Source organism: Nitrospirota bacterium (assembly GCA_040757595.1).
Taxonomy (GTDB): Bacteria; Nitrospirota; Nitrospiria; order Nitrospirales; family Nitrospiraceae; genus JBFLWP01.
On sequence record JBFLWP010000003.1, the window covers coordinates 49616 to 67348 of the forward strand.

11 protein-coding genes are annotated in these 17733 nt (G+C 66.6%); 7 read left to right on the plus strand and 4 right to left on the minus strand.

What is annotated here, in order from left to right; genetic code table 11:
• Positions 1-5 precede the first annotated feature (5 nt).
• From AB1411_03800 to AB1411_03815, 4 genes are all read right to left on the minus strand, one after another.
• Positions 6-3086 (minus strand): CusA/CzcA family heavy metal efflux RND transporter, encoded by a 3081-nt coding sequence (locus AB1411_03800; protein ID MEW6542716.1) that lies wholly within the window; start codon positions 3084-3086, stop codon positions 6-8.
• 1 nt (position 3087) lies between these two features.
• On the minus strand, positions 3088-4227 hold the full coding sequence (locus tag AB1411_03805) for an efflux RND transporter periplasmic adaptor subunit (protein MEW6542717.1): 1140 nt from the start codon (positions 4225-4227) through the stop codon (positions 3088-3090).
• A 98-nt stretch (positions 4228-4325) separates the two neighbouring features.
• A complete protein-coding gene (locus AB1411_03810; protein MEW6542718.1) occupies positions 4326-5588 on the minus strand; it encodes a TolC family protein in 1263 nt (420 codons plus the stop codon).
• Between the two features lie 783 nt (positions 5589-6371).
• The gene (locus AB1411_03815) at positions 6372-7637 is read right to left on the minus strand and encodes an MFS transporter (protein ID MEW6542719.1); all 1266 of its coding nucleotides are present in this window, start codon (positions 7635-7637) and stop codon (positions 6372-6374) included.
• Between the two features lie 177 nt (positions 7638-7814).
• On the opposite strand from AB1411_03815, the gene AB1411_03820 reads away from it, so the two are divergent.
• The 7 genes from AB1411_03820 to AB1411_03850 all read left to right on the plus strand — a co-directional run bounded on the left by AB1411_03820 (position 7815) and on the right by AB1411_03850 (position 17668).
• Positions 7815-9530 carry an NAD-dependent malic enzyme gene (locus AB1411_03820; protein ID MEW6542720.1) on the plus strand — a complete coding sequence of 572 codons (1716 nt, stop codon included), beginning with the start codon at positions 7815-7817 and terminating at the stop codon, positions 9528-9530.
• Between the two features lie 58 nt (positions 9531-9588).
• Positions 9589-10863, plus strand: a complete 1275-nt coding sequence (locus tag AB1411_03825) for an NAD(P)/FAD-dependent oxidoreductase (protein MEW6542721.1) — start codon at positions 9589-9591, stop codon at positions 10861-10863.
• A 13-nt stretch (positions 10864-10876) separates the two neighbouring features.
• Positions 10877-12541 (plus strand): acetolactate synthase AlsS, encoded by a 1665-nt coding sequence (gene alsS, locus AB1411_03830; protein ID MEW6542722.1) that lies wholly within the window; start codon positions 10877-10879, stop codon positions 12539-12541.
• A gap of 7 nt (positions 12542-12548) precedes the next feature.
• A complete protein-coding gene (budA, locus tag AB1411_03835; protein ID MEW6542723.1) occupies positions 12549-13505 on the plus strand; it encodes an acetolactate decarboxylase in 957 nt (318 codons plus the stop codon).
• Positions 13506-13553: 48 nt separating this feature from the next.
• Complete coding sequence (gene ettA / locus AB1411_03840; GenBank protein MEW6542724.1) at positions 13554-15236, plus strand: energy-dependent translational throttle protein EttA; 1683 nt, start codon at positions 13554-13556, stop codon at positions 15234-15236.
• A gap of 103 nt (positions 15237-15339) precedes the next feature.
• Positions 15340-16827 carry a hypothetical protein gene (locus AB1411_03845; protein ID MEW6542725.1) on the plus strand — a complete coding sequence of 496 codons (1488 nt, stop codon included), beginning with the start codon at positions 15340-15342 and terminating at the stop codon, positions 16825-16827.
• A 22-nt stretch (positions 16828-16849) separates the two neighbouring features.
• Positions 16850-17668: a methyltransferase domain-containing protein gene (locus AB1411_03850; GenBank protein MEW6542726.1), complete on the plus strand. Its 819-nt coding sequence runs from the start codon at positions 16850-16852 to the stop codon at positions 17666-17668.
• Positions 17669-17733 lie beyond the last annotated feature (65 nt).

A 17733-nucleotide genomic window follows, 5' to 3' on the forward strand; every position in this document is an offset into this window, starting at 1 on the left:
GACCGTCACGCCGCCCGATCCTTGCGGAGGCAGACGCGTGCATAGAGCGTCGGAATCACGAGGAGGGTGAGGGCGGTGGACGTGATCAGCCCGCCGATCACGACCGTGGCAAGGGGACGCTGAACCTCTGCGCCCATGCTGGTGGCCAAGGCCATCGGCAGGAAGCCCAGGCTCGCGACCAGCGCGGTCATCAGCACCGGCCGCAGCCGATTGACCGCTCCCTGCATGACGGCCTGCTCAGCCGGAAGCCCTTGGGCTTCCAGTTGTCGGATATGGCTCACCAACACCACGCCGTTGAGGACGGCGATGCCGAACAGGGCGATAAAGCCGATGATGGCGGAGAGGCTGAGTGGCAACCCGCGTAGCCAAAGCGCCAAGACGCCGCCCGACAGAGCCAGCGGCACGTTGAGATAAATCAACAGCGCCGGTCGCATGGCACCGAAGATGACCGAGAGCACGCTGAGGATCAGCAGCAAGGTGAGGGGCACCACCACAGCCATGCGGCGCGCCGCTTCTTGGAGATGCTCGAACTGTCCGCCCCATTTGACCTCATAGCCCGGCGGCAGCGACACAGCCTCCGTGACCGCCCGTTGCGCCTCCGCCACAAACCCGCCGAGATCCCGCCCCCGGATGTTGCACTCCACGACGATGCGCCGTTGCACCTGCTCCCGGCTGATCTGGGCCGGGCCCGCGTCCACGCGAACCGCCGCGACGCGGGAGAGCGGCACGAGCTCTCCGTGGACGGTGGGAAGGAGCAACGTCCCTAACGCCGCCGGATCGGCCGACGCGCCTTCGGTGAAGCGGACGACCAACTCGAAGCGCCGCGGGCCTTGCACCACGGTGCCGACCACGCGACCGACCCGCATCGCTTGGACCAGCGTGAGCACCTCCTCTGCGGTGAGGCCATAGCGGGCGATCTGGGTCCGATCCACGATGACCCGAACCAGCGGGAGGCCGGCCACCTGTTCCACTTTGACATCCCCCGCGCCCCGGACCCGCTCAAGCGCGCGGGCGACGGCCTCGGCATTCTGCTTGAGCACGTCGAGGTCCGGTCCGAAGATCTTGACCGCCAGGTCCGAGCGAGTGCCCGCGATCAGCTCGTTGAACCGCATCTCGATCGGTTGGGTAAAGCTGAGTCCCACACCGGGCACGGCTTCCAGGACGGCCGGCTTCATCTTCGCGATCAGTTCGTCGCGAGTCCGGGCCGTGGTCCACTCCCGCTGCGGGATGAGCGTGACGAAGACATCGGACAGCTCGATGCCCATCACATCGGTCGCCACTTCTGGACTCCCCGTTCTCGTGACGACCTGCGTGACTTCCGGAAATCGGCGGAGCGCACGTTCCACTTCCAACGCGGTGGCGACCGACTCCGTGAGCGACACACTGGGCAATCGCCAGACCTGGATCGCCAGATCGCCTTCGTCCAGCCGCGGGACGAATTCCACGCCGAGCCGCGCGCCGATTCCGACGCTGACGACGAAGAGCCCAACCGAAAGGGCGACTACCAGGGTCGGGCGCCTCATGGCCCAGGCGAGCGCCGGCTCGTAGAGACGGCGACCCAGCCGAACCGCACGGGTGTCTTCATGGGACCGCGCCGCGCGGGCAAACCAAAAGGCCAGGACCGGCGTGACGGTCACGGCCAGCACGAGCGATCCGGCCAGGGCCAGGATCACCGTCAGCGCCATCGGGCGGAACATCTTTCCCTCAATGCCCGTGAGCGCCAGAATGGGCACGTACACCAGGATGATGATGCCGACCGCGAAGGTCATGGGGTGCAGGACCTCCCGACCGGCTGCATGGACTTCCGCCAGGCGCCGGTCGGGACTCATCGTGCCCTTGGCGGCGAGCCGCCGCAGGATGTTGTCGATCATCACCACCGACCCGTCCACGAGAAGGCCGAAATCAACGGCGCCGAGGCTCATCAGGTTGCCGGAGAGTCCGGCTTGCATCATGCCGGTGAACGCGATCAGCATCGAGAGCGGGATCGCGGCGGCCACGATCAACCCCGCGCGGAGGTCCCCGAGAAACAGGAACAGGACCGCGATGACGAGCAGACCGCCTTCGAGGAGATTGTCGCGCACGGTCCGGATCACGTTCGAGACGAAGAGGGCCCGGTCGTAGTACGGCTCGATCGTGACGCCTGACGGAAGGGTCGCCTGAATTTCCTGTACCCGCGCCTTGACCCGTCCGACCACCTCCTGGGCGTTCTCGCCGGCCAGCATCTGCACCATGCCGATGACGGTCTCGCCTTCCCCCATCGCCGTGGCGGCCCCAATCCGAAGGGCCGACGCCTCTCGGACCTCGGCGATGTCAGAAACATAAATCGGCACCCCGCCCGGTCCGTGCGCGACCACGATCTGGCGGAGATCGGCGACCTGCGTCGCCAGGGCCTCGCCTCGGATGAGCAACTGCTCGCGTTGGCGCTCGATGTACCCGCCGCCGGCGATCGCATTGTTCCGTTCGAGCGCTTCAAAGACCTGGCGAAGCGACACGTGGTAGGCAAGGAGTTTGGCTGGGTCCGCCACGATCTGGAACTGTTGCGGCTCTCCTCCCCAGATGTTCACTTCCACGACGCCGGGCACGGCTCGCAAACGCATCCCGATGTCCCATTCGAGGATCGTCCGCAGGGCCATGGCGCTGTACCCGCTCCCCCTCAACGTGAACTGATAGACTTCCCCCAGTCCCGTGGTCAGCGGTCCCACGACGGGGCGACCGTACTCGGCCGGGATGCGCTCCATGGCCCGGGCGAGGCGCTCGCTGACCAATTGCCGGGCTCGGTAGATGTCCGTGCGGTCTTCAAAGATGGCCGTGACGGCGGAGAGCCCATAGCGCGAGACGGATCGCAGTTCCCGGAGCGCAGGCAATCCGCTCAGGGAGGCTTCGATCGGAAACGTCACGAATTGTTCCACTTCCACGGGTCCGAGGGTCGGGGCGCGTGTGAGGACCTGGACCTGGACCGGGGTGAGGTCCGGCACGGCGTCGATGCTGAGGTGAATGAACGACCAGAGGCCGGCCGCCATCACCAGCACGAGCGCCACGAGCGTGAAGAAACGGTAGCGGAGCGAGAGGGTGAGCAGCCGGTCCATGTCAGTCTCTTTCGCCGGACTCGATGTGTTCCTTCAAGAGGACGTTCTTCAAGTCGAAGACGCCGGCGATCGCCACGCGCTCGCCCGCTGCCAATCCCTTCCGCACCTCGATCCAGCCCTCGCCTTCTCGTCCGGCTTCAACGGGCACGAAGGCGTACCCTGTTTCTCGCTGGACGAACACACCCCGGAGGTTGTCCACCATCGTCATGGCCGACACGGGCACGGCCAGCGTCGGGGAGCCGGGAAGGGCCAAGGTCACGTCAACGTATTCTCGTGGCCTCAGGAGACCGTGGGGGTTGGCGACCTCGAATCGCACCCTGATCGTCCTGGTGGTTTCATCGGCCACGGGCGCGATATACGTGAGCGGCGCCGTGACGGGCTCGCCTCCCTTGGGGGCGATCGTGCCCGCGTCGCCTGGTTTGAATCTGCGGGCCTGCTCGATCGGGAGGTTGGCAAAGACCCAGACGCGACTCGTATCCACGACCTCGAACAATTCGCTTCCCGGAGCGACACCCTGCCCTCGGACGACGTTCTGCGCGATGACGACTCCTGCGATGGGCGATTTCAGGGTATAGCGATGGCTCTCTTCGTGACGGCCGCGCTCGAGCTCGGTGAGTTCCGCCACGGTCAAGCCCATGTTCAGGAGCTTTTCCCGGACGTGTTGGTAGCGGGCCTTGGTCTCGAGGTAGCGGCCCCGCTCTTCGATGAACCGCCGCTCCGTCACGATGTCCTCGGCCTTCAGCTTTTCCGTCCGCCGGAAGCCGTTCTCGGCCACATCCGCTTGGGCCTTGGCCACGAGATACTCCTGCACGAGTTCGTCGAGATGGAGGCTGCCAATGGCCGCCAAGGGCTGTCCGCGCGTCACGCGATCGCCCAGTTGCACGTGAACCTGTTCAACCTGGCCTTCTATACGGGAGGTGATCTTGGCCACCTGCTTCAGATCGAGGGCAACCTCGCCCGGCGCCCTGACGATCTCGGGGACGACGTGCGACGCCACGACATCGGTACGCACCCGGTCGCGGAGAGCCGGGGGGATCTGTACGACGCGGAAGTTGGGTGCAGGGACCTTCCGCCCCGCCTGCGCGCTCTGCGCGGGCGGTTGAGCGTCCCGATCCCCGCAGCTCACCAGCAGCAGGCCCATCAGAACCGCTATCGGTCCAATCTCTGTTGCACGGCCACCGTTCATGATCGCGCTCCTGTCACGTAGTCAGGGATGCGGTTTCTGCCGGGCTAGCAACGTCACAGCTTGCCTCCGACCGCACGTTCGAGCCGTGACAATGCGATGGAAAGCTCGGCGCGCGCCTGGGCATACTCCAGCAGAGTCTGTCGGAAGACTCGCTGCGAATCGAGCAGATCCAACAGACTGGCTGTCCCCTGCCGGAAGCTGGATTTGGCAATCTCCAACGTCCGCTCCGCTTGCTTCAGGAGCCCGGTTTCAAAGACTTGAATCTGCTCGTTGGCCGTGCGAACTTCCTGCACGTGTTGCGTAATGGCCTGTTCCAGCTCGTTACGGGCGCGCAACCGTTCGGCCTCCGCCCGATGCTTGGCACCGAGGGCGGTTTCGATCTCTCCCTGCCGTCGGTACCACAGCGGAAGGGGAACGCTCAGCCCCGCCGTCATCGACTCATCGCCGGCCTCACGATGGTACTGCGCTTGCACGGTGACGGTGGGAATGCGCGACTCACGTTCGAACATCAGATGGAGGTCGGCCTGCTCCGCAAGTTTCGAGAATCGCCGAAGGGTGGGATGCTGCTCGATGGCCCTGGCGACCAGACCCTCAAGATCCAATGGCTGCCGAAGCGATTCGAAGGCGCCTTGGACGGAGAACTGTTTCCCCAATCCCCCCGCGGTCTGCATATTGAGATGCGTTCTCGCCACCTGCAACGCGTTCTGGGCGCGAGCGACTTCTTTCTTGGCCTTTTGGACTTCGACGGTCGCCTTCATGGTTTCAAAAGAGGTGGCCTCGCCCGCGATCGCGCGAGCTTTGACCGTGCGCAAGACTTCCTCCACCGTCGTCAGATTCTGCGCGGTCAGATCGGCGTCCCGCTGGGCGAGCAGGAGCTGGTAAAACGCGGCCTTGACGTCGGCGATGAGGGCGAGACGGGTTTCTTCCAACCCGGCGGTGGCTCCAGCCAGCGCCGCTTCAGCCGCCTGCAGGCGGGCCCGGCGCTTGCCCTGCCACTCGACCGGCTGTTCGACCGTCACGGTCCGCTCGATAATCGAAACCCCCGTGCTCGGGTCTCGAATTGCGCCTCGGCCAGCCGTCCCTGAGATCAAGGGGTTGGGATAGGACCCCGCCGCCAGCAGTTGGCCTCGACTCTGCCGTATGAGCCCCTCTGCTCCTGCGACAGCCGGATTTCTCTCGAGCGCAAGCTCCAGCACCGCATTTAACGTGTAGGCTGCAGAAACGGATTCGCCGGTGGCGGTGGCCGTGCCCAGGCCCAGGAGCACGAAGCCCAATGCCGCGGGCGGGCCCAGCCACACGATGAGTCGGGAAGTCATTGGCGTTCTCCTTTCCATCGCACGCCTGAGGATCGAACCATTCACTGCGAGCCGAAGCACTCGCAGGAGCAGCGATCGAGTCCACCGAGAGACGTGCTGCCAGCGAGAAGGAAGGGGTCGCCCTCACCCCGCACTGGCCGTCAGGTACCCACCCGGGTGGGTCATGAGTGAACGCGAAAGAGGATCAGAGAGAGAAGAAGGGGGGAGCCCGAAGAGCAAGGCCGGTTGAGAGGAACGCAGCGATAGGTGTGGTGGCCGGTGGCGGTGATGCGATGGAGATGCTTCCGTGCAGAGGCGAACGTTCGGGTTCCGGTGGGGCAGGCACTGCGTGCACCGGCTTGTCCACTGAGCGATCGAGAGGCTCGTTCAGCAGGGTGAATGCGATCTCCGGGTGATTCAGAACATGGCCCGGTTGAGCATGGCCTTGTAAGTGCGGATGACCGGTCTCCGAAGGGGCCGGATGGTGGACGTGGGCCGCGTACTCGCATTCGAGGTCAGGGGAGAAAACCGTATGGAGCGTGCCGCCGTGGGTATGCCCGGCGATCCCGTGATGGTGGTCCGTCTCGGGGTGAACATGGACGAGCGGGACCGCCACCATCCACAGGGCCAACCAGCCGAGGATGAGCATATGGGGCCGCTTTAGATGGCCGGCGGAGGGAATCACGGAGTCGGCTCCCGATATGTCGTGCAAGCTACCACAGAGGGCGGGAGGGATCAATCGTTTGGTGCAGTCGCAATCCTGTTTCCGGCCGACATCGGCCGCCGGCAAGGGCTATCCCAAACTCATTGGGGCACGACCGGCTCCGGAGGCAGGAGCCCCTGCTCCCGCACGTGGTGCCGGATCGCCGGCAAGGCTCGCCAGAAGAGGCCCGCTCCGATCAAGATGGTCAGCCCGCCCGCCGCGACGGTGAGCGGAGCGCCCAGGTAGCTCCCGCCGAGTCCCGCCAGCAGGCTCCCGAAGACCGTGAAACCCAGGGAGCCGATGGTATAGAGGCTCACGACACGCCCCCGCAGGGCCTCCGGCGCCAGCGACTGGAGCAGGGTGTTGACGCCGGCGAGGCTGCTCACCATGCCGAACCCGATCAACAGGAGTGCGACGATCGAGAGCCACAGGTCGGTGCTGGCCGCCAGAGCGAGCAGGCCGAGCCCGAAGAGCCCGGTCGCCGCGGCGATGGCGGCGCCCAGCCCGTGGACCGTCCTGCGCCGGGCCAGGCGCAGGGCCGCGCCGAGCGCGCCGATCCCCGTCGCCGCCATGAGCAGGCCCAGCCCGTCCGGCCCGCGATGCAGCACATCGCGCGCGAAGACCGGCAGGAGCGTGGCATAGGGCATGCCCGCGACGCTGATGACCAGAACCAACGCGAGGGCGGCCCGAACGTGGGGCGTCCCCTTGGCGTAGTGCAATCCCTCCCGAAGCTGCGCCCAGACGTCGGCCTGATGGGTCTGGGGGGCTGGCTGGACCCGGATGGCGGCCAGGCACCCCAGCACGATGAGGAAGCTCAGGGAATTGATGAGGAAGCAGGAGCCCTCTCCCATGCTGCTGGCCACCAGCCCGGCCAGCGACGGGCCGACGATTCGGGCCGTGTTGAAGACCGAGGAGTTGAGCCCGATCGCCGAGGCGATGTCTGGGCGCGGCACCAGGTCGGTCAGGAAGGCCTGACGCACCGGCACCTCGACGGAGCCGATGAGGCCCATGAACAGGGCCAGGGCCAGGATCCATTCCACCGTCACGAGGCCGCTGAGCGTGAGGGCCGCGAGCAGCCCGGCCTGGACCAGCAGGAGCCCCTGGACCACGAACATGATCCGGTGGCGGGGCCAGCGGTCCGCGAGCAATCCGCCGACCAGCCCGAAGGCGAGGATCGGGGCGCGGGAGAGGAACTCCGCCAGTCCCAGGAGGAACGGGGAGCCGGTCAACCGGTAAAGCAGCCAGGCCTGCGCCATGCTCTGCATCCAGGTGCCGCAGAGCGAGAGCCCGTGGCCGGTCAGGAAGAGGGAGAAGTTGCGGTGGGTCAGGGCGCGCCAGGGCGAGCCGTGCAGGGACGACGCGCTCACCGCGCGTCCCCGCCGGCGGTCGTCTCTCTGTCGTACATCGCCGTCGTCACCGTATTGCGTTCAATGGCCGAGCGGACCAAGCCAGCCCGTATGATGTATCACAAATCGCGATGGAAGAAAGCCCGGTGGGCGCCAACTTGTCAACCGCCCCCGGCCGTTGCTAAGATCGCGCCGCCCATGATCGACTTCACCATCAAGCGGGACAGCGGAACCGGCGAGGAAACCTGGGAGGTGCCGCTGTCCGGCCACTGGCTCCTCGACCAACCCCTGTTCAACAAGGGCACGGCGTTCACGGAGCAGGAGCGGCGCGACCTGGGCCTGCTGGGGCTCCTGCCGCCCCACGTGGACACGGTCGAAGAGCAGCTCGCGCGCGCCTACGACGCCTACCGCCGCAAGGATTCCGACCTGGAGCGGCACATTTTCCTGCGCGCCCTGCAGGACGAGAACGAGACGCTCTTCTACCGGCTGACGCTGGAGCACATCGAGGAGATGATGCCGATCATCTACACGCCGGTTGTCGGGGAGGCCTGCCAGCACTTCAGCCGCATCTACCGACACCCGCGGGGGCTCTTCATCGCCTATCCCGAGCGCGACGCCATGGATCAGATCCTGGCCAACGTGATCGCCCGGCGGGTGGAGGTGATCGTCGTCACCGACGGCGAGCGCATCCTGGGGCTCGGCGACCAGGGGGCGGGAGGCATGGGCATCCCGATCGGCAAGTTGTCGCTGTACACGCTCTGCGGGGGCATCCACCCGGCCACGACGCTCCCCATCCTCCTGGACGTCGGGACCAACAATCAGGAAGCGCTGCGCGCGCCCCTGTACCTCGGCTGGCGCCACGAGCGGGTGCGCGGGAACGAGTACGACGAGTTCATCGAGCTGTTCGTTCGGGGAGTGGTCCGGCGGTTTCCGAACGTGCTGCTCCAGTGGGAGGACTTCGCCCAGGCCAACGCGGGCCGGCTGCTCGACCGGTACCGGGACCGGCTCTGCACCTTCAACGACGACATCCAGGGGACGGCCTCGGTGACGACCGGCACGATGCTCGCGGCCGTCAAGGTGACCAGCTCGAAGCTCCGGGACCAGCGGGTGGTCACGGTCGGGGCGGGCTCGGCCGGCTGCGGCATCAGCGAGCAGCTCTGCGCGGCGATGGTCCGCGAAGGGCTGTCAGAGCGGGAAGCCCGCTCCCGCTTCTGGCTGATCGACCGGCAGGGCCTGCTCCGCGAGGGCTTGACCCTGCTCCCCTTCCAGGAGAAATTCGTGCAGCCGCGGGCGGCCCTGGCCGGCTGGAAGCTGGCTCGGCCGGACCGGGTCGAACTGGCGGACGTGGTCGCGAACGTGCGCCCCACGATCCTGATCGGGGCCTCCGGCGTGCCCGGCGTCTTCACGGAGCCGGTCGTCCGCGAGATGGCCCGCCACGTCGGCCGGCCGATCATCTTTCCCCTCTCCAACCCGACCGAGCGGGCCGAGGCGAAGCCGGCGGATCTCCTGGCATGGACGGATGGAAACGCGCTCGTCGCGACGGGCAGCCCGTTCGAGCCGGTCTCGTTCCGCGGCAGGACCGTCCCGATCGCCCAGTGCAACAACAGCTACATCTTTCCCGGGTTGGGGCTCGGCGTCCTGGCCGTCGGGGCGAAGCGGGTCACGGACGGGATGTTCATGGCCGCCTCGCTGGCGCTCGCCGAGTGCGCCCCGGCGCTGCAGAGCCGGGAGGCGCCGCTGCTGCCTCCGCTGACCGAGATTCGCTCCGTGTCCCGGCGGATCGCCCTGGCGGTGGCCGCCGAGGCGCAACGGGCCGGCCTCGCCGCGCCCACCTCCCGGGACGAGCTGGAACGGCTCGTGGAGGGGAAGATGTGGGCGCCCCGCTACCCCCGCTTCACGCGGAAGGCCGGCTGAAGGAGGCGGTGCCGGAGGCCAGGGGCTCCTGGCCGGGCGACCGGCGGCGGAGGGAGTCATGCCCGTTCAGGATCGGCCGCACGTGGTGGTTGTCGGGGCGGGCTTCGGGGGCCTCTACGCCGTCCGGGCTCTCAGGCACGCGGAGGTCCGGATCACGGTCGTTGACCGGCACAACTACCATCTGTTCCAGCCGTTGCTCTACCAGGTCGCGACGGCCGGTCTGTCTCCGGGAGACATCGCCCATCCCATCCGCAGCGTGCTGCGCCGCCAGAAGAACGCCTGCGTGCTGCTGGCGGAGGCGGTCAAGATCGACGTCCACGCCCGCACGGTTTCGTTGGCCGACGGCGAAGTCGGTTACGATTACCTGATCCTGGCGGCGGGTGTGCGGCACTCGTACTTCGGGCACCGGGAGTGGGAGGCCCTGGCTCCCGGTCTCAAGAGCGTCGAGGACGCGCTGGAGATCAGGCGCCGCATCCTGCTCGCCTTCGAGAAAGCCGAGCGGGAACCGGACGAGGCCAAGCGCCAGGCGCTGTTGACGTTCGTGATCGTGGGGGCCGGGCCGACCGGGGTCGAGCTGGCCGGCGCCATCGCCGAGATCGCCCACCAGGTGATGGTGCAGGATTTCCGCGCCATCGATCCGCGGGAGGCGCGCATCGTGCTGATCGAAGCGGGCCCGCGCGTGCTGCCCTCCTTTCCGGAGGAGCTTTCGCGTGAGGCCGAGGCCGCCTTGGCACGACTGCACGTGGACGTGAAGAAGCGGACTCCGGTCACCGAGATCAGGCCGGACCGGGTCCTGTGCGGGACCCAGGCTGTCCCCGCCGCCACGGTCTTGTGGGCGGCCGGCGTCACGGCCTCGCCCCTGGCGGCCTCGCTCGATGTTCCGCTCGATCGCGCCGGCCGCGTGCTGGTGGAGCCGGACTTGAGCATCCCTGGCCATCCGGAGGTCTTCGTGATCGGCGACTTGGCCGCATTCACGCACCAGATCGGAGAGCCGCTGCCCGGCCTGGCTCCCGTCGCGATCCAACAGGGCCGGCATGCGGCCAACACCATCCTACGCCTGTGCCAAGGGCTGCCGAGCGAGCCGTTCCGCTACAGGGACCGGGGGACCCTGGCCACGATCGGGCGGGCATCGGCTGTGGCCGATTTCGGCAGGATCAGACTGTCGGGCTTCTTCGCCTGGATCGTCTGGACTTTCGTCCACATCTTCTTTCTGATCGGCTTTCGGAACCGGGTCGCGGTGCTCCTCGAGTGGGCCTGGGCCTACCTGGCCCTCCAACGCTCGGCCCGCCTGATCACCGGGGAAAGCGGGAACCGGGGAACGATCTCCCCATGAAGAAGGAGGTTCCATGCCTGAGGCCAAGCTGCCGACAACCGGAGCGGAATTGCTCGTACGATCCCTGGAGGCCCAGGGGGTGGAATATATCTTCGGCGTGCCGGGCGGCGCGGTCCTGCCGATCGTGGACGTGCTGGCTCGGCACGGCCCCAAGTTCGTGCTCTGCCGGGACGAGACCGGCGCTTCGTTCATGGCCCAGGCCTGGGGCCGGATCACCGGCAAGCCGGGCGTCGTCCTGACCACCTCCGGTCCGGGGCTCATCAACGCGGTCTGCGGCGTGGCGACGGCCACTGAGGACCGGGACCCGCTGGTCGTCATCACCGGCCAGGTCCCGCGCGCCGCTCGGTGCAAGCAGAGCCACATGAACCTGGATTCGGTCAGCCTCTTCGCGCCGATCACCAAGTGGAGCGTCGAGGCGGAGGAGCCGAACAGCCTGCCGGAGATCCTCGTCAACGCCTTCCGCATCGCCGCCCGTCCGAGGCCGGGAGCCGTGCACGTGTCGGTGCCGGTGGACGTGGCCAAGGCGGCCGTCTCCGCCGCGGCGATCCCGGCCCCCGAGCCGGTGCAGCAAGGAGCCGCGCCGGCCGACATCTTGAGCCGGGCCGCCGCCCTGCTGAACGGAGCGAAGGCCCCGGTCGTCCTGCTGGGGGTGAGTGCGAGCCTGCCCGCCGCTTCGGCCGCCGCCCGCCGCTTCGTCCGGCAGCATCCGCTGCCGGTTGCCATGACCTTCGAGGCGGCCGGGGCCCTCTCGCGTGATTTGCTCGACCGGTTCGTGGGCCGGGTCGGCTATGTCCGCAACCAGCCTGGTGACCTCGTGCTCCAGCAGGCCGACCTGGTCCTCGCGATCGGCTACGATACGGTCGAGTATGACCCAGCCGCCTGGAACACCTCGCCCAAGCTTTCAATCGTCCACTTGGATGAGCTGCCGGCGACCGTGGACCGGGCCTACCGGCCTTCCGTCGAGGTCGTCGGCGACATCGCCCGGAACCTGGACGCCCTCTCCCCGCTCGTTCGCCTGACCGCGCCAGCCGAGCGGCCCGAGGTGGTCCAGGCGAGGAAAGCCCTGCGCGACGACGAGCATCGGGGCGCGACCCTGGCCGGCTCGCCGGTGCACCCGCTGCGCTTCATCCACGACCTCCGGCAGACCATCGGGGACGACGTGACCGTCACCTGTGACGTGGGGGCGCACGAGATCTGGATGGCCCGGCATTTCTTCTGCTTCGAGCCGCGGCACCTGCTGTTCAGCATGGGCCACCAGACGATGGGCGTGGCCCTGCCCTGGGCTATCGCCGCGGCCCTGGCCAGGCCGGGCCGCAAGGCCGTCTCGGTCTCGGGCGACGGGTCGTTCCTGATGACCTGCATGGAGCTGGAGACGGCGGTCCGGCTCAGGCTCCCGACCGTGCACGTCGTCTGGAAGGACGGGAGCTACAACCTCATCAAGTCCCTCCAGACGCGGGACTACGGCCGATGTTTCGGGGCGGAGTTCGGCAACCCGGATTTCGTCAAGCTCGGGGAGGCCTTTGGGGCTGCGGCCTTCCGGATCGCGGAGGCGGAGGAGATCGTGCCCACCTTGAAGAAGGCCCTGGCCGCCGAGGGGCCGGCGCTGATCGAGGTGGCGATTGACTATCGGGACAACCAGGAGCTGGTCAAGGCGATCGAGGGCTCGGCCCAACATTGAGCGTATGATGAGCGGTCCGTTCGAGCAGAAGCTGACACGCCGTGGTTTGCTGAAAGGACTGGGAGTGGGCCTTGCGGCTCTGGTCGTTGCCGGCCCCTGCGGTTTGCTCGAACGGGCGGCCAAGGCGCAAGGCACCGGCCCGGCCCGGACGATGCGGAACGAGGAGGACCGAGGAATGGCGATTGACGATGTCTTCATCAGGGCCTTCCAGGCCCACCGGCAGAAGGGGGATCTGTTCCACCACGATTCGCACAAGGCCCACGAGCTGTTCCAGGCCTCGACGATCGGCGCCTTGATGGAGGGCGTCTACGACGGAGAGACGACCTACGCGGAGCTGGCCAAGCACGGGGATTTCGGGCTCGGCACCTTCAACGCCCTGGACGGAGAGATGATCGCGTTCGGCGGCCGGTTCTACCAGATCAAGTCCGACGGGAAGGCCTATCCGGTGGAGCCCTCACAGAAAACGCCCTTCGCGGTCGTCATGCGCTTCGACCCGACCGTGAAGGTCATCTACGAGGAGCTGGTGGACTGGACGCACTTCCAGCAGGCGGTGGACAAGGCGGTGCCGAGCAAGAACGTCTTCTACGCCCTTCTGGCCACGGGTGCGTTCGATTACGTCAAGGTCCGGGCCGTGCCCCGGCAGACGAAACCCTATCCACCGCTGGCCGAGGTGGCCAAGCGGCAACCGGTCTACGTCCACGAGGGACTCAAGGGCACGTTGGTGGGCTACCGGTTTCCCGACTATACCCAGGGCATCAACGTGCCGGGCTATCACGTGCACTTCCTGTCCGAAGACCGGACCAGGGGCGGCCACGTGCTGGACTTCCGCCTGAAAGACGCGACGGTGGAGATTGACGTGACCTCGGACCTGCACATGGAAGTGCCGGCCTCCGGGGCGTTCCTCGACACGGATCTGAGCAAGGACCAGCGCGAGGCGATCGAGAAGGCCGAACGGGACCGGTGAAGGGCTCACCGACACCCGGCGTTGAATCAGCCACACGGAAGAGGAGACATGGCTACGAACGACAAGCAGATCATCTTTTCGCTCATCGGCGTCGGCAAGGTCTATCCGCCGAAGAAGCAGGTGCTCAAGGACATCTACCTCTCGTTCTATTACGGGGCCAAGATCGGCGTGCTCGGGCTCAACGGGTCCGGCAAGAGCACGCTGCTCCGGATCATCGCCGGGGCGGAGCAGGATTACCTGGGCGAGATCACGATGTCCAAGGGCTACACGGTCGGGCTGCTGGAACAGGAGCCGCAGCTCGACAAGGCCAAGACCGTCAAGGAAGTGGTCGAGGAGGGGCGGCGGGGCGTCGTCAACCTCCTCCGGGAGTACGAAGCGATCAGCAACAAGTTGGGCGACTGCTCGCCGGACGAGATGGAAAAATTGCTGGAGAAGCAGAGCGGGCTCCAGGAGAAGATCGAGGCGGTCAACGGCTGGGAGTTGGAGAACCAGCTCGAGGTGGCGATGGACGCGCTCCGCTGCCCGCCGCCGGACGCGAAGGTGGGGGTCCTCTCCGGCGGGGAGCGGCGGCGGGTCGCCCTCTGCCGCCTCTTGATCCAGGAGCCGGACATCCTCCTGCTGGACGAGCCGACCAACCACCTGGACGCCGAGTCGGTCCAATGGCTGGAGCAGCACCTCCAGCAGTACGAGGGCACGGTCATCGCCGTGACCCACGACCGCTACTTCCTCGACAACGTGGCTCGCTGGATCCTGGAGCTGGACCGGGGGCAGGGGATTCCCTTCGAGGGCAACTATTCCTCCTGGCTGGAGCAGAAGCAGGCGCGGCTGGAGAGGGAGGAGAAGGCCGAATCCAAGCGGCGGAAGACGCTGGAGCGGGAATTGGAATGGATTCGCATGGCCCCCAAGGCCCGGCACGCCAAGGGCAAGGCCCGCGTCACCCGCTACGAAGAGCTGCTCAACCAGAAACAGGAGAAGCAGGTCGAGGACCTGGAGATCTACATCCCGCCCGGCCCGCGCCTGGGGGACGTGGTGGTCGAGGCCAAGGAGATCGCCAAGGCCTACGGGGACAAGCTGCTCTTCGAAAAGCTGTCCTTCCACCTGCCGCGCGGCGGCATCGTCGGCGTGATCGGGCCGAACGGGGCGGGCAAGACGACGCTGTTCCGGATGATCGTGGGGAAGGAAAAGCCGGATTCGGGCACGATCCGGATCGGCGAGACGGTCAAGCTCGGCTACGTGGACCAGGACCGGACGCTGGACGGAACCAAGAGCGTCTATGAAGTGATCTCCGACGGGAAGGACACGTTTCCGCTCGGCAAGGTGGAGGTCAACGCGCGGGCCTACTGCGGCAAGTTCAACTTCGGCGGCTCCGACCAGCAGAAGAAGGTGAAGGACCTCTCCGGCGGGGAACGGAACCGGGTGCACCTGGCCCGGATGCTCAAGGAGGGAGCGAACCTGATCCTGCTGGACGAGCCGACCAACGACCTGGACGTGAACACGCTCCGGGCCCTGGAGGAGGGCCTGGAGCAGTTCGGCGGCTGCTGCGTGGTGAGCAGCCACGACCGCTGGTTCCTGGACCGGATCGCCACCCACATCCTGGCCTTCGAGGGGGACTCCAAGGTGGTCTGGTTCGAGGGGAACTACAGCGAGTACGAGGCGGACCGGAAGAAGCGGCTGGGCAAGGAGGCCGACCGCCCGCACCGCATCCGCTACCGGAAGCTGACGCGGGATTAGTTGCTTGATACGAGATAGGATTCGGCTGGATCACAGGGTCAGAAATCCTGGTACGACGGGAACCTCCCACGATGTGGTTCCCGCCAACAAGGAGGGCACCGCTATGAAGGCCCCGATCCTTGGAACGGTCACCATCCTCGCCATACTGGCGATGCCTGCCTGCACGAAGCTCCAGACCTATCATGCCGAGACCCCGGCTGAGCCGTGCCGGGTGACGGCTGATCGTCAGGGGGGGAAGACCTGCGCCTACTCGTCGCTCGTGCAGCGCACGTACACCGCCGGGAAGCTCCAACAGGAACACGATTACTACATGGCCTTTGTAGAGTTCGATGACCAGGGCTGGTTCCGGGAGCCCAAACAGATGGAAAGGCTGCTGGACTTCCTGAACCGCTCCCAGAAAGACGAGGATTTCATCATCATCGTGTATGCCCACGGGTGGCGGCACAACGCGGACGCCTGCGACAACAACGTCCAGTGTTTCCAGAGCTTGCTGGAGCGGCTCGATTTCATGGAACGGACGTTGATGGACCAGTCCAGAAAGGTAGTCGGGGTCTATGTCGGATGGCGTGGATTGTCCGCCACCCTGGAGCCTTTCGAATCCATGAGCTTCTGGGATCGAAAGAACACCGCGCAAGAGGTCGGGTTGGGCGGCGTAACCGAGTTGCTGGCTCGGCTCAACGAGTTTCGGTCACGGGACAATCCGAGACGAAAGGGGCTCGGGACGCACTTGATCGTCACCGGCCACAGCTTCGGCGCCAAGGTGATCTATTCCGCCCTGTCCCACGGCCTGACCGAGCGGGCCATTCCCCGGCAGGCCGCCTCGCTCTCGCCCGCCAAGAGCTTCGGCGACCTGGTGATTCTCATCAACCCGGCGTTCGAAGGGGCGCTCTACGAACCGCTCCATCGGGTCGCCGTCAATCGCTGCTATCCGGAGCGCCAGCGCCCGGTGATGATGGTCGTCAACTCGAAGGCGGACTGGGCGACCAGATTCGCCTTTCCCTTCGGGCGAACCTTCAGCACCCTGTTTGAATCCACGAGCTCGGACGAACAGGGAGAGGCGTTGGTGCGGACCGTGGGCCACATGGACCGCTACGTGACGCACGAGCTGTCGTTGATGGATGGCAAGGAGCCGATCCCGAAGACGGGCGACACGGGCACGTGCGGGTGCCCCTACCTTGCTCCGATCAAGGATTTCGTGGCGGATTTCGAAAGGCAGGAGGGCGAGGAGTGGCAGTTTTACAAGGCGCTTGTTGAGGAGAAACGCCGCTTCGCCCCAAAGAAGCCGAGCCCGGGTTCGGAAGAGAAATCGGCGGATCCGGCCATGGATGCCTACATCGTTTCCGAGGATCTCAACCGGCGAGACATCGCGTATGGTGACCGCGTGCACCTTACCCGGTTTACCAAGGTGCGCGAGTACGAACCGAATCACCCCTATTTCGTGGTCTCGACCGACGAGAAGCTGATCCCCGGCCACAACGAGATCTACGGGGAAGACGTGACGAACTTCGTGCGCCGCTTCTACATCCGCCACATCATGGAGCGGATCAACTTCCCTCCTGGGCCCCAGTGCAAAGCGCCCCTGAACCAGTGAGCGAACGGGGCCAGCGCTTGTCATGTCTGTGACAATTTCCAGTCATGACGGATACTACCTCGCGCGAGGAGCCGGGGACGTCGAGCGGCTGCGCCTCCTGAACCGCGCCTACGGTCCCGAGTCGGAAGCGCTGCTGCGGCGGGCCGGGCTCGCGGCGGGGCTCCGCGTCATGGAGGTCGGCTGCGGCAGCGGGAACATGATCCGCTGGTTGGCCGAGCAGGCGGGCCCCTCCGGCCTGCTCGTGGGCCTCGACATCAGCGTCGAGCAGATCGAGCAGGCCCGCCGCCAGGTTGAAGCCAGCGGCCTGACGAACGTCTCCTTCCTGGCCGCCGACGTCGCGGCGCCGGCCCTGGCGGAAGCCGGCTTCGATCTCGTCTATTGCCGTCTGGTCCTCATCCACCTGACGAAGCCGGCCGAGGCCCTGCGGGCCATGGCCGCTCTGCTCAAGCCGGGCGGCCGCCTGGTCTGCGAGGAGATTGATTCGAGCCGCTGGAGGTGCGAGCCTCCTTCCCGCCTCGTGGCCCGCTCCGCCGAGCTGAAGCTCGCCCTCAGCGATCGCCGCGGCCAGCACTGGCGGATCGGCTCGGACCTGGCCAAGCTGGTCCGCGAGATCGGCTTCCGCCAAGTGACGGCGAGCGAGCACATGCCGCTTGTCCGAAAGGGCGAAGAGAAGCGGCTGTTGGGGATCTCGTTCCTCGACCTGGCCCCCGAACTGCTCAAGGAAGGGCTGACGACGCGGGAGGAGGTCGCCGAGGTGGCGGCCGAGATGGAGCGGGTGGCGGCGGACGACAGGGTCCTGCTGGGCCTTCCCGCGATGGGCCAGGTCTGGGCGGTCAAGTAGCATCAGTCGGATAGAAAGAGGCCTCGGCTGACGAAGGGCGGGCAGCTTCGAGGCCGCTTCCGTTG

Excerpts from the sequence above, each read along its gene's own strand:
- AB1411_03825 (MEW6542721.1), top strand. The coding sequence starts at position 9,589 with ATGCCCGTTCAGGATCGGCCGCACGTGGTGGTTGTCGGGGCGGGCTTC.
- budA (MEW6542723.1), top strand. The coding sequence starts at position 12,549 with ATGAGCGGTCCGTTCGAGCAGAAGCTGACACGCCGTGGTTTGCTGAAA.
- ettA (MEW6542724.1), top strand. The coding sequence starts at position 13,554 with ATGGCTACGAACGACAAGCAGATCATCTTTTCGCTCATCGGCGTCGGC.
- AB1411_03850 (MEW6542726.1), top strand. The coding sequence starts at position 16,850 with ATGTCTGTGACAATTTCCAGTCATGACGGATACTACCTCGCGCGAGGA.
- AB1411_03820 (MEW6542720.1), top strand. The coding sequence starts at position 7,815 with ATGATCGACTTCACCATCAAGCGGGACAGCGGAACCGGCGAGGAAACC.
- AB1411_03805 (MEW6542717.1), bottom strand. The coding sequence starts at position 4,227 with ATGGGCCTGCTGCTGGTGAGCTGCGGGGATCGGGACGCTCAACCGCCC.
- AB1411_03810 (MEW6542718.1), bottom strand. The coding sequence starts at position 5,588 with ATGACTTCCCGACTCATCGTGTGGCTGGGCCCGCCCGCGGCATTGGGC.
- AB1411_03845 (MEW6542725.1), top strand. The coding sequence starts at position 15,340 with ATGAAGGCCCCGATCCTTGGAACGGTCACCATCCTCGCCATACTGGCG.
- alsS (MEW6542722.1), top strand. The coding sequence starts at position 10,877 with ATGCCTGAGGCCAAGCTGCCGACAACCGGAGCGGAATTGCTCGTACGA.
- AB1411_03800 (MEW6542716.1), bottom strand. The coding sequence starts at position 3,086 with ATGGACCGGCTGCTCACCCTCTCGCTCCGCTACCGTTTCTTCACGCTC.